12 protein-coding genes and 1 pseudogene are annotated in these 11,176 nt (G+C 67.8%); 4 read left to right on the forward strand and 9 right to left on the reverse strand.

What is annotated here, in order from left to right; all coding sequences use genetic code 11:
- The first annotated feature begins 36 nt into the window (after positions 1–36).
- Together IEV56_RS07305 and ispG are read left to right on the forward strand one after the other, a co-directional pair.
- Positions 37–1,647 carry a hypothetical protein gene (locus IEV56_RS07305; protein ID WP_188449295.1) on the forward strand — a complete coding sequence of 537 codons (1,611 nt, stop codon included), beginning with the start codon at positions 37–39 and terminating at the stop codon, positions 1,645–1,647.
- A 15-nt stretch (positions 1,648–1,662) separates the two neighbouring features.
- Complete coding sequence (gene ispG / locus IEV56_RS07310) at positions 1,663–2,895, forward strand: flavodoxin-dependent (E)-4-hydroxy-3-methylbut-2-enyl-diphosphate synthase (protein ID WP_188449297.1); 1,233 nt, start codon at positions 1,663–1,665, stop codon at positions 2,893–2,895.
- A gap of 3 nt (positions 2,896–2,898) precedes the next feature.
- On the opposite strand, the gene IEV56_RS07315 is transcribed toward ispG, so the two are convergent.
- From IEV56_RS07315 to IEV56_RS07350, 8 genes are all read right to left on the reverse strand, one after another.
- Positions 2,899–3,483 carry a transposase gene (locus IEV56_RS07315; protein ID WP_188449299.1) on the reverse strand — a complete coding sequence of 195 codons (585 nt, stop codon included), beginning with the start codon at positions 3,481–3,483 and terminating at the stop codon, positions 2,899–2,901.
- 114 nt (positions 3,484–3,597) lie between these two features.
- On the reverse strand, positions 3,598–4,491 hold the full coding sequence (locus IEV56_RS07320; protein ID WP_188449301.1) for a hypothetical protein: 894 nt from the start codon (positions 4,489–4,491) through the stop codon (positions 3,598–3,600).
- Positions 4,492–4,498: 7 nt separating this feature from the next.
- Complete coding sequence (locus tag IEV56_RS07325) at positions 4,499–5,068, reverse strand: LemA family protein (protein ID WP_188449303.1); 570 nt, start codon at positions 5,066–5,068, stop codon at positions 4,499–4,501.
- A 64-nt stretch (positions 5,069–5,132) separates the two neighbouring features.
- Positions 5,133–6,047, reverse strand: a complete 915-nt coding sequence (locus tag IEV56_RS07330) for a DMT family transporter (RefSeq protein ID WP_188449305.1) — start codon at positions 6,045–6,047, stop codon at positions 5,133–5,135.
- Complete coding sequence (gene murB / locus IEV56_RS07335) at positions 6,047–7,084, reverse strand: UDP-N-acetylmuramate dehydrogenase (protein WP_188449307.1); 1,038 nt, start codon at positions 7,082–7,084, stop codon at positions 6,047–6,049. The genes IEV56_RS07330 and murB overlap by 1 nt, the downstream gene beginning before the upstream one ends.
- Entirely contained in the window at positions 7,084–8,115 is a 1,032-nt protein-coding gene (locus IEV56_RS07340) for a quinone-dependent dihydroorotate dehydrogenase (RefSeq protein ID WP_188449309.1), read from the reverse strand. The genes murB and IEV56_RS07340 overlap by 1 nt, the downstream gene beginning before the upstream one ends.
- A complete protein-coding gene (gene amaB, locus IEV56_RS07345; RefSeq protein ID WP_188449311.1) occupies positions 8,115–9,647 on the reverse strand; it encodes an L-piperidine-6-carboxylate dehydrogenase in 1,533 nt (510 codons plus the stop codon). Before amaB ends, IEV56_RS07340 begins: the two co-directional genes overlap by 1 nt.
- A gap of 226 nt (positions 9,648–9,873) precedes the next feature.
- Complete coding sequence (locus tag IEV56_RS07350; RefSeq protein WP_188449313.1) at positions 9,874–10,296, reverse strand: DUF3293 domain-containing protein; 423 nt, start codon at positions 10,294–10,296, stop codon at positions 9,874–9,876.
- Between the two features lie 74 nt (positions 10,297–10,370).
- On the opposite strand from IEV56_RS07350, the gene IEV56_RS07355 reads away from it, so the two are divergent.
- Positions 10,371–10,784 (forward strand): hypothetical protein, encoded by a 414-nt coding sequence (locus IEV56_RS07355; RefSeq protein ID WP_188449316.1) that lies wholly within the window; start codon positions 10,371–10,373, stop codon positions 10,782–10,784.
- A gap of 116 nt (positions 10,785–10,900) precedes the next feature.
- Positions 10,901–11,086, forward strand: a complete 186-nt coding sequence (locus tag IEV56_RS07360; RefSeq protein ID WP_188449395.1) for a hypothetical protein — start codon at positions 10,901–10,903, stop codon at positions 11,084–11,086.
- On the opposite strand, the pseudogene IEV56_RS07365 reads toward IEV56_RS07360, so the two are convergent.
- A pseudogene (locus IEV56_RS07365) lies at positions 11,057–11,176 on the reverse strand (IS3 family transposase); the annotation flags it as partial. The gene IEV56_RS07360 and the pseudogene IEV56_RS07365 overlap by 30 nt on opposite strands.

The following is an 11,176-nucleotide window of genomic DNA, read 5'->3' on the forward strand; positions in this document are numbered from 1 at the left end:
CGATTTCCATTAAACTACCGGCATCAGGAGGGCGGCATGTCGCGAGCGTACAGGGAATTGTCGGAGGGCCTGCCGCCGGGCGCCGTGACGGCCAACCCGGCGCCGCCCGCCGGCGGCCGCGCGCTCAAGCAATGGCTGGACAACCTGCCGCGCCAGAACATCGTGCGCACCGGCGAGTTCCTCCGCGACGCCGGCTTCTCCGCGATGTCGACGCCGATGTCCGGCGCCGACCGCTTCAACCAGCTCGAGACCCTGCGCACGGTCGCGATCGAGACCATCCTCTGGCTCGAGCGCCAGTTCCTCAACAGCCCCTTGCCGCTGACCGACGAACGGCTGTCGGCGGCAGCGCTGGCGCAGCAATTGCACATGGCCTTGGCCGACGGTTACCGCATGGCCTGCGCCGAGATCTGCCACCCGGACGGCAAGGTTCCGCTGCTGCGCGGCGGCAACGTCGCGGTCGCCATCGGCCGCGGGCTCTGGCACTACACCCAGGCCCTGCAGCTGACCTGGAAGATCTACCGCGACCCGCCCGAGGGCGTCTGGCTCGGCCTGCACCGGCTGTACCGGTTCGCCGCCGAGTGCAAGCTGCACCAGAAGACGGTCGACGACCCGCTGGTGCCCGGCGGTTACCGGCCGCAGCTGGAATACACCCAGACCGCGCTGCTGGCCTTGGTCAATCCGCTGGCGTTCGCGCCGGCCGAACAGGACCGCATCCGGCAGCTGGTCAGCGAATGCGACGGCCACTGCGTCATCGTCGGTCCGTCCGGCGTCGAGCATCGCGCGCCGCTGCCGCAGGACGAGGCGCGCCCGGTCGAACTCGACGAAGACGCCGGCTACATCGATTTCGCCCAGTTCTATCAGACGCTGTCCGATGCCGCATCCGCCGCGCAGGACGGCGTCTCGGTGTTGACGCCGCCGAGCGGCCGCGTCGAAGCGCCGGTCGCGCTGTTGCGGCGCATGCTGCGCGCGCTCGGCCAGGCCGCCGCCCGCGGCGCGCCGCGGCTGCCGGGCGGTTTCGCGCTGGAAACCACGGTCGGTCTGAGCGCGGTGCATTATTTCGCCGCCGGCCGCATGGATTTCGACAGCTACATCCAGAATCTGTCGCGCCTGGGCAGCCAAGGCATCCGCCTCGGCGCCGATTGGCTGCATGCCGGCGACAGTCCGCTGCACCGGCTGCTGCCGGCGCAGGTGCTCGATCACGGGCTCGGCGGCTACCGCCTGCTTTGGCCGGCCGGACAGCAGCCGCGCGCGCGCATCGGCGAGCTGGTGGGGCTGAACGGATCGGCGCCGGGCCTGGAACCGGATTGGATGCTGGGCGTGATCCGCTGGCTGCGTTACGGCGCCGACGGCGGCCTGATGGCCGGCGTGGAACTGCTGAGCCGGCGCTGCCTGGCGGTGGCCGTGCGTCCCGGCGGCGACCATCGCGGCCAGCCCCTGCGCGCTCTGGCGCTGCAGCCGTTGGACGACGGCATCGCGCCCGGCTATGTGCTGGCCGGGCGTCTGGACGCGCCGAAATCCGGCTTCGACGTACTGTACGGCTACGAACCCTTCCGTTTGGGGCCGCCGACCGGCATGCGCACGGTCAAGGCCTCGGTCGCGCATGCGGCACTGGCCATGGATTACACCCTGCTCACCGAAGAATCCTGAGGAAACCCCGTTCCGATGAATGCTGAAACCCGCACGGCCGCGCGCCGCGCCTGCCATACCGTCACCGTCGGCCGCGTCCGCGTCGGCGCCGACGCGCCGATCATGGTGCAGTCGATGACCAACACCGACACCGCCGACGTCGCCGCCACCGTCAAGCAGATCGGCCAGCTTTGGCGCGCCGGTTCGGAAGTGGTGCGGGTCACGGTCAACAACCCCGAGTCGGCCAAGGCCGTGCCGCACATCGCCGACAAGCTGGCGATGATGGGCATCGAGGTGCCGATCGTCGGCGACTTCCACTACAACGGCCACCAGCTGCTGACCGCCGAGCCGGCCTGCGCCGAGCGTCTGGCCAAGTACCGCATCAATCCCGGCAACGTCGGCTTCGGCAAGAAGCGCGACAGCCAGTTCGGCGCCATCATCGAGCTGGCCAACCGCTACGACAAACCGGTGCGCATCGGCGTCAACTGGGGCTCGCTCGACCAGTCGCTGGCGCAGCAGCTGATGGACGAGAACGCGCAGCGCGCCGAGCCCTGGGACGCCGGCCGCGTGCTGCGCGAGGCCCTGGTGCGTTCGGCGCTGGATTCGGCCGAGCAGGCGCTGCGGCTGGGCATGCCGCACGACCGCATCATCCTCTCGGCCAAGGTCAGCGGCGTACAGGAGCTGATCGCGGTGTACCGCGACCTGGCCCGGCGCTGCGAATATCCGCTGCATCTGGGCCTGACCGAAGCCGGCATGGGCAGCAAGGGCATCGTGGCCTCGACCGCGGCGCTGGCGGTGCTGCTGCAGGAAGGCATCGGCGACACCATCCGCATCTCGCTGACGCCGGAGCCGGGCGCTTCGCGCACGCAGGAGGTGATCGTGGCGCAGGAACTGCTGCAGACCATGGGCCTGCGCGCGTTCACGCCGCTGGTCACCGCCTGTCCGGGCTGCGGCCGCACCACCTCGGAATTCTTCCAGGAACTGGCCAAGACCGTGCAGGAACACGTGCGCGCCAAGATGCCGGAATGGAAGATCAGCCATCCCGGCGCCGAGAACCTGAGCCTGGCGGTGATGGGCTGCGTGGTCAACGGGCCGGGCGAATCCAAGCACGCCGACATCGGCATTTCCCTGCCGGGCACCGGCGAGGCGCCGGCCGCGCCGGTGTTCATCGACGGCGAACGCAAGATGACCCTGCGCGGCGACAACATCGCCGCCGAATTCGTGGCCCTGATCGACGACTACGTGGACAAACGGTTCCGCGCGCGCTGAGCGTCAATCGGCTGAGGCCCGCCTCGGGTTCTCCAGGATGTAGCTACGGACCACATGCAATTCGGCCTCGCTGCGGATGATGCGTTCCCAGTAGTTGCGTTGCCAGAGCCGGTCTTCGAAACCGGGCCAGCCGTTGCGCCGGACGCCGTCGATGTAGGACAGGGTGGTGATCGATTTGAACGCCTGCACGATGCGGCCCAAAGAGCCATCCGCCGTTCCGTAGGGGCGAACCTTGTGTTCGCCCTTGACGGACGTGGGGTGGATGCCATCGGCCATCGCCGTGCATTTCGGGGTGGGGTAGGTGAACGGTTCACGTTCGGATTCGACGCGTATTTTGGCCGGGCGAACACAAGGTTCGCCCCTACCTAGGTGAATGATGCCGTGGAAATGGTCCGGCATCACCACAAAGGTATCCAACATGATGCCAGTGAACCGGTTGGTAAGATCCCGCCAGCAAGATGCCACTTTTTCGCCGACGCCATTTCGCCGCATCGTGCCGTGGTGCAATTCGCCGAACAAGGGCTGCCGTCCGTGCAGGCAAAGGGTCACGAAATAGGTGCCTGATCCGGCATAGTCGTGGCCAGCCAAGCGGATGCTGCTACGTCGGTGTCGGTCCGGGTCGAATCGCATAGCGCCGACTGTAAGGATGCCCAGGGCGCAGGGCAGTCGGATGGCGGCTCGGCGAGGTGTCGGAAAACGCCCTCAGCGCCAACCGGCCACGGCCAGCGCGGCGAAGAACACGCCCAGGTGCAGCCAGGACCAGCGCCGGAAACGCGCCGCCAGCTGCGCGGCGGAATAATTCGAGATGATGAACGCGCCGCCGGATTTCGGCCGGCGGATCTGTTGCTCGGCCCGTTGCGGCCGGTGGCCTCCGGTCAGTACCTCCCGCTCGGCCTGCCGGCGCGCCGCTTCCCATTCGTGCGTGTCGATGACGCCGTCGCCGTTGCCGTCGAAGCGCTGCGTCAATGCCGCTTGGTCCTGCTTCCATTCCTGCAGCAAGGCGCCGGCCTGACGCTCCAGGCGGTGGCCGTCGGATTCGGTCCAGTCGTGCGCATATTCGCCCAGCACATACAGCGGCTCGCCGGCCAGCAGCACCGATTCGGTATACAGTTCATCGCCGCTGCGCCAGCGCTGCCGGTGTCGGGAGATCACCTGCGCGCCTTCGGGCAGCACCATCGCCTGTCGGTCGCCGTCGCGCAGGGCGAACGGCAGGGTGCTGGTGTCGGCGCGCACCACGCGCCGTTGCCGGCCCTCGCCGCGCTCCACGGTGTAATCGAACCACAGGCAGGGCAGGCCGGTCAGCGGGCTGTGCACCGGATACTCGGGCATCGGCGCGCCGCTGCCCTGCAGTTCCACCCGACCCTGCGGCGCCGAAGCCAGACGCACGGTCGGGATGTCGGCGATCTGCCGGTAATGGTGGCGGGCGCGGATCCAGGCGGTCAGGGCGACCGCGGCGCCGGCGTAGCCGAAGCCGGCCAAGCCGGTGCGCAGGCCGGCGTACACCAGGAACGCGCAGGCGACGCCCCAGCCGGCCTCGCCCCAGAGCAGGGGCGAGCGCCAGTTAGCCGGCCACAGGCGCTCGTTGCCGCCGGACACGTGCGGATCAGCGTTTGAACAGGTGCGCGATGTCGACGTCGGCGGTCCGTTCGCGGCTGAAGCGCAGCAGTTTGAACGGGCCGAAGCCGAACAGGCGGGCGATGACGGTGTCCGGGAAGTGCTCGATGCGCACGTTGTTGAGGTTGACCGAGTCGTTGTAGAACTCGCGCCGGTCGGCGATGGTGTCCTCGAGCGCGGTGATGCGTTCCAGCAGATGGCGGAAGGTGTCGTTGGCCTTCAGCTCCGGATAGGCCTCGACCACCGCATTGATCCGGCCCAGCCCTTCGCGCAGGCTGGTTTCGGCGCTGCCGAGCGCCTCGATGTCGCGGCTGCGGCCGGCGGCGAACACCGCCGAGCGCGCCTGCATCACCCGCTCCAGCGTGCCTTGCTCGAACTGAGAGTATTGCTTGCAGACCTCGACCAGCTTCGGCAGCTCGTCGTGGCGCTGGGCGAGCAGTACCTCGATGTTGGCGAAGGCCTTGGATACGTTGTGCTTCAGGCCGACCAGGGCGTTGTACGCCATCACCGCCCAGACCAGCGCGACCGCCAGCAGCCCGAATCCCAGCAAAGTAGCCATTGCATCCCCCGATGTGGTTTTCCGACAGTGTACCCGATGCCGCCGCGGCGTTGCGGCGCCGGATTCAGCGCTGCGAGGTTTCCGAGGCGATGTCCGGATCGGTGACCGTGCGCTGGTGCAGGCGGGTTTCGCGGTGGGCGATGTACAGGATGGAGGCGAAGATGATGCCGGCGCCGGCGAAGGTCCAGGCATCGACCCGTTCGCCGAACAGCCACCAGCCGAACAGGCCGACCACCAGCACCTGCAGGAAGCTGATCGGGGTCAGCATCGACGCGTCGCCGAGCTGCAGCGCGCGGGTCCAGCACATGTGCGCCACGGTGCCGAACAGGCCGGCCAGCACCAGCCAGAGCCAGGTGATGCCCGACGGCCACTGCCAGACGAACAGCGCCGGCAGCAGCGACATCGGCACCCACAGCAGGGTGGTGTAGATGACGATGGCGTCCGGCTTCTCGGTGCGGGTCAGGAACTTGATCGAGATCGCCACGCTGGCGCTCATCACCGCCGCCAACAGCGCCACCAGGCTGGCGGCGCTGAAGTTGCCCGGGCCCGGATGCATCAAGACGATGACGCCGACGAAGCCGACCAGCACCGCCGCCCAACGCCGGGCGCGGACGGTTTCGCCCAGGAACCAGACCGCGCCGATGGTCACGAACAGCGGCGTGGAATACGAGATGGCCACCGCCTGCGCCAACGGCAGGTGCACGATGGCCCAGAAGCCGGACAGCATGCCGACCGTGCCGATGGCGCAGCGCAGCAGGTACAGCGGCAGTTTGCGGGTGTGCAGGATGCCGGCGCCGTGCCGCAGCAGCAGCGGCAGGGTGAACAGCAGGCCGAACAGGTTGCGGAAGAAGGCAATCTCGAACGGATGCTGGGTGTCCGAGGCCAGGCGGATGGCCACCGCCATCAGTCCGAACAGCACGGTGCTGAACGCCATCAGTGCCACGGCGCGCGCAATCGGATGCCGGCGCCGCGAGGGCATCACATCGCCGCTCCGAGGATGCGCGGTTCGGGCTCGAGGGTGATGCCGAAGCGGGCGCGGACGGTGTCGATCACGGTGCGCGCCACCGTCAGCAGCTGCGCGCCGGTGGCGTGGCCGTGGTTGACCAGCACCAAGGCGTGCTGGGCGGCGATGCCGGCGTCGCCGTCGCGGTAGCCTTTCAGGCCGGCCTGTTCGATCAGCCAAGCGGCCGAGAGCTTGCGCAGGCCGTCCTGTCCGGCCGGATACACCGGCAGGCCCGGGTGCGCGGTGCGCAGGGCCTCGGCCTGGGCTTCCGGCACTAACGGATTCTTGAAGAAGCTGCCGGCGTTGCCGAGCAGGGCCGGGTTCGGCAGCTTGCGCGTGCGCAGCCGGCTGATGGCTTCGGCCACCTGCACGGCGCTGGCGTCGGCCGCGCCCATCGCGGCCAGTTCCTCGGGCACGCCGGCGTAACCGGTCTGCAGCGGGCGATGGCGGCCCAGGCGGAATTCGACCGCGGTCACCACCCAGTCGTCGCGCTCGCGCTTGAAGCGCGAATCGCGGTAGCCGAACGCGCACTCGGCGTTGTCCAGGCGTTTGATGCGGCCGCTGGCGCGGTCATAGGCCTCCACGGTTTCGATCAACGAGGCGACTTCGACGCCGTAGGCGCCGATGTTCTGGATCGGGCTGGCGCCCACGGTGCCGGGAATCAGCGCCAGGTTCTCCAGGCCGTTCCAGCCGCGCGCCAGGGTCCAGTGCACCAGATCGTTCCAGCGCATGCCGGCGTCGGCGCGGATCAGCGCGCTGTCGCCGTCCTCGGACAGCACGCGGCAGTCGTCGAAGCCCAGGTGCAGCACCAGGCCGGGGTAATCGCCGGCGAACAGCACGTTGCTGCCTTCGCCCAGCACCAGCACCTCCAGGCCCTTCATCTGCGCCAGTTCGAAGGCTTCCGGCAATTGATCGGCCGAGCGCACGTCGCACATCGCCGCGGCGCGCGCGGCCACGTGCAGGGTGTTGCGGCCCTGCAACGAGACGTCGTCGGCCCAGCGCAGGCCCTGCATCAGCCTTCGCCCAGCCGGCGCCGGCGCATGGCGTCGACGCATTCGCCGATCAGCTCGGGGCCGCGGTACACCAGGCCGGTGTAGAACTGCACCAGCTGCGCGCCGGCCGAGACCTTGCCGAGCGCGTCGGCGCCTTCGGTGATGCCGCCGACGCCGATGATCGGGATGGTGTTGTCCAGATGCAGGCGCAACCGGCGCAGGGTATGCGTGGATTTCTCGTACAGCGGCTTGCCGGACAGACCGCCGACCTGGGCGGCCAGCGGGTGCTCGATGACCGGACCGCGGTCGACCGTGGTGTTGCCGGCGATGACGCCGTCGATGCGGGCGGCGTTGAACACGCCGGCGATGCCTTCGATCTCGGCTTCCGAGAGGTCGGGCGCGATCTTGACCAGCAGCGGCACGCGGTGGCCGCGCACCGCGGCTAGGTCCTCCTGCGCGCCGCGCAGTTCGTTCACCAGCACGCGCAGCGCCTCTTCGCCCTGCAGGTCGCGCAGGCCGGCGGTGTTCGGCGAGGAGATGTTGACGGTGACGTAATCGGCGTAGTCGTACACCCGTTCCAGACAGTACAGGTAGTCGTCGACCGCCTGTTCGTTCGGGGTGTCCTTGTTCTTGCCGATGTTGATGCCGAGGATGCCTTCGCGCTTGGCGCGCTCGACGTTGCGCACCAGGGCGTCGACGCCGGCGTTGTTGAAGCCCAGGCGGTTGATCACCGCCAGATGCTCGGGCAGGCGGAACATGCGCGGCTTCGGATTGCCTTGTTGCGGCCGCGGCGTGACCGTGCCGATCTCGACGAAGCCGAAGCCGAGCGCCATCAGCGCGTCGATGTGCTCGCCGTTCTTGTCCAGCCCGGCGGCGCAGCCGACCGGGTTGGGGAATTCGATGCCGAAGGCCTTGGTCGGCAACGGCTTGGGCTTGGTCGCCAAGGTGGAGACCAGGCCGCAGCGGTAGGCGGCCTCGAGCCCTGCCAGGCCGAGCGCGTGCGCGCGCTCGGCGTCCATCCGGAACAGCAGGAGCCGGGCCAGCGAATACATCAGACGTCGAACTTGATGCCCTGCGCCAGCGGCAGCGAATCCGAGTAGTTGATGGTGTTGGTCTGGCGGCGCATGTACACCTTCCAGGCGTCGGAGCCGGATTCACGGCCGCCGCCGGTTTCCTTCTCGCCGCCGAAGGCGCCGCCGATCTCGGCGCCGGAGGTGCCGATGTTGACGTTGGCGATGCCGCAATCCGAGCCGCTGGCGGCCAGGAAGGCTTCCGCCGCCTTCAGGTTGGTGGTGAAGATGGCCGAGCTCAGGCCTTGCGGCACGGCGTTCTGCAGCGCGATGGCTTCGTCCACGGTCTTGAAGGTCATCACGTACAGGATCGGGGCGAAGGTTTCGGCCTGCACCACGGCATCGGAATTCTTGATGTCGCCGATGATGGTCGGCAGCACGAAGTTGCCGCGGCCTTCGATGGCCGCGCCGCCGGTCAGCACCTTGCCGCCGGCCGCTTTCGCGCCTTCGATGGCCTTCAGGAACTGGGCCACGGCTTCTTGGGAGTTCAGCGGGCCCATCAGGGTGGTCGCCAGGGTCGGGTCGCCGATCTTGGTCTCGACCTGCTTGTAGGCGGCGACCAGCTTCTCGATCACGGTATCGGCGATGGATTCGTGCACGAACAGGCGGCGGGTGGTGGTGCAGCGCTGGCCGGCGGTGCCGACCGCGCCGAACACGATGGCCGGGATGGCCAGCTTCAGGTCGGCGGTCTCGTCGACGATGATGGCGTTGTTGCCGCCCAGTTCCAGCAGCGAACGGCCCATGCGCTGCGCCACGCGCTCGCCGACCAGGCGGCCGACGTGGGTGGAGCCGGTGAAGCTGATCAGCGGGATGCGCTTGTCGTCGACGAAGTTCTGGGCGATTTCGGTGCCGGCGTCGTTGAACAGGAAGAAGATGTCCGGGAAGCCGGCCTTGGCCAGGGCTTCGTTGCAGATCTTCATCGAGGCGATGGCCGAGAACGGGGTCTTCGGCGACGGCTTCCAGATGCAGACGTCGCCGCAGACGCCGGCCAGGAAGCTGTTCCAGGCCCAGACCGCGACCGGGAAGTTGAAGGCCGAGATGATGCCGACGATGCCCAGCGGGTGGTACTGCTCGTACATGCGGTGGCCCGGGCGCTCGGAGTGCATGGTCAGGCCGTACAGCTGGCGCGACAGACCGACGGCGAAATCGCCGATGTCGATCATTTCCTGCACTTCGCCGTCGCCTTCCGGCTTGATCTTGCCCATCTCCAGCGCGACCAGCGAACCCAAGGCGTCCTTGTGGGCGCGCAGGGCGTCGGCGCACAGGCGGATGGCTTCGCCGCGCTTCGGCGCCGGCATGCTGCGCCAGACCTGGAAGGCTTCCTGGGCGCGTTCGACGATGATGTCGTAATCGCTCTGGCTGGAGGCGTAGACCTTGCCGATGACTTCGCCGGTGCTCGGGTTCACCGGTTCGAGCACGCCGGCGTCGGTGGTCTTGGACCATTCGCCACGGCCGAGGTAGGTGCCGGATTCGGTGCTGGACAGGCCAAGGGCGGCGAGGACGGGATGGGTCATTACGGGCTCCAAACAGGGGAAGAAAACGCCCATTTTACCCGAAATCACGCCGAATTTCCCCGATTTTCCCAAGGCTTGCGGCGCTCGGGCAAAAAAGAAGCCACCGTGTGACGGGTGGCCGAGGCGGAGAAAATCCGAAGGAGAGAGCGAACAATGTCTAAGTTGTTCACCGCGCACTCTACGCCGGGTTTGTGACAGCCGTATGAAAGCCGGTCATATTCCGCCTTCAGCGCAACAGCTCCAGCCGCGGCACGCCGTCCGTTTCGATCCACAGCACCGCATTCTGCCCGAACACCGTGGCCAGGCCGCGCAGGGCGGCTTTGCCGATGCCCAGTACCAGCAGGCCGTGCTCGGTCGGCCAGTGGCCGCCCGGATCGGTGCCGTCGCAGGGCAGGGCGGTCAAACCCATCGACTTCAGTACGTCTTTCAGGGCGGCATGCGCGGCACGGTTTTCTTCCGGGTCGCAGGGCATGCTGTAGGGGTTGTAGGCGGTGATGACGGCGGCCGTTTCCGCCCCGACCTGCGCCAGATACGCCGCCAGCGCCGGGCAGGGCGCATCCACGCGCAGGGTCGCCGGGCCGTCCGGCAGCTTGGCGAGGTAGTCGGTGCCGCGGTAGGCGGCGATCAGCTCGGGCGTGATGTCGGTCATGGCGGGTCCGGCGGAGGAATCGGGTATGCTAACCGCAACCCCTTTGCCCGCGCCAGACGGCGCCACGAGCCCCCATGATCCTGCGCTCCCTCGTCTTTGCCGCCTTGGCCGTCTCGGCTTCCGTGCACGCCGCTTCCGGCCCGAAACAGATCGGCCTGAACGCCAGCGGTGCGTTCTTCGGCATCTACCGCGAGCAGGGCATTGCCGGCGCCACCGCCGCCATCCGCAACTGTTACGACAAGGCCAATTCCGGCGAAGCCTATCTGTACTGCCTGGCCATGGACACCCAGGCCAAGCGCATGGACGAAGGCGTGGCCAAGCGCCTGAACGCCGAACCGAGCGCCTATTTCAGCGACGAGGAATACGGCCAGCGCGTGTCGGTGATGCAGCGCTGGTACCGCGACGCCAACCAACGCGCCTATGCCATGAACGCCATGATGGACGGCGTGGATGCCGGGCTGGAAGCGGAGTTGGCGCGTATTCAATGAAAACAGGGACGGAGGTACCTCCGTCCCCGAATTTTCTTACGCTTCGCTCCGTTTCCGCCTGTAGCGAGGAGTTTCCTGCCACGGCATGCTGACTCCAGCCACACAGGAGTCATAGCATGCCACGCGCCGCCAGAGTCGAGCTGCCTTTCGTGCCCATGCATATCACGCAACGGGGCATCAACCGCTGCCCGGTGTTCCTCGACGATGAGGATTTCCAGCACTTCCGGCAAACCCTTGTCGAAGAGCTGAGGGAGGCTGGAATCGCACGGGTTCTACCCCGTTTCCGCGGACAGTTGAGTTAAGACACTGAACTTCCGATCCTGAGCATCCAGCCTACGCTGCATCCAAGGATTGTGGAAGCGCTCGATATAGTCAAATACGTCCGAGCGGGC

This window comes from Arenimonas maotaiensis (genome assembly GCF_014638745.1).
GTDB classification, from domain to species: domain Bacteria; phylum Pseudomonadota; class Gammaproteobacteria; order Xanthomonadales; family Xanthomonadaceae; genus Arenimonas; species Arenimonas maotaiensis.

Bases quoted from the DNA above. Each gene is read 5' to 3' on its own strand.
- IEV56_RS07305 (WP_188449295.1), top strand. From the start codon at position 37: ATGTCGCGAGCGTACAGGGAATTGTCGGAGGGCCTGCCGCCGGGCGCC.
- ispG (WP_188449297.1), top strand. From the start codon at position 1,663: ATGAATGCTGAAACCCGCACGGCCGCGCGCCGCGCCTGCCATACCGTC.
- IEV56_RS07325 (WP_188449303.1), bottom strand. From the start codon at position 5,068: ATGGCTACTTTGCTGGGATTCGGGCTGCTGGCGGTCGCGCTGGTCTGG.
- IEV56_RS07330 (WP_188449305.1), bottom strand. From the start codon at position 6,047: ATGCCCTCGCGGCGCCGGCATCCGATTGCGCGCGCCGTGGCACTGATG.
- murB (WP_188449307.1), bottom strand. From the start codon at position 7,084: ATGCAGGGCCTGCGCTGGGCCGACGACGTCTCGTTGCAGGGCCGCAAC.
- IEV56_RS07340 (WP_188449309.1), bottom strand. From the start codon at position 8,115: ATGTATTCGCTGGCCCGGCTCCTGCTGTTCCGGATGGACGCCGAGCGC.
- amaB (WP_188449311.1), bottom strand. From the start codon at position 9,647: ATGACCCATCCCGTCCTCGCCGCCCTTGGCCTGTCCAGCACCGAATCC.
- IEV56_RS07350 (WP_188449313.1), bottom strand. From the start codon at position 10,296: ATGACCGACATCACGCCCGAGCTGATCGCCGCCTACCGCGGCACCGAC.
- IEV56_RS07355 (WP_188449316.1), top strand. From the start codon at position 10,371: ATGATCCTGCGCTCCCTCGTCTTTGCCGCCTTGGCCGTCTCGGCTTCC.
- IEV56_RS07360 (WP_188449395.1), top strand. From the start codon at position 10,901: ATGCCACGCGCCGCCAGAGTCGAGCTGCCTTTCGTGCCCATGCATATC.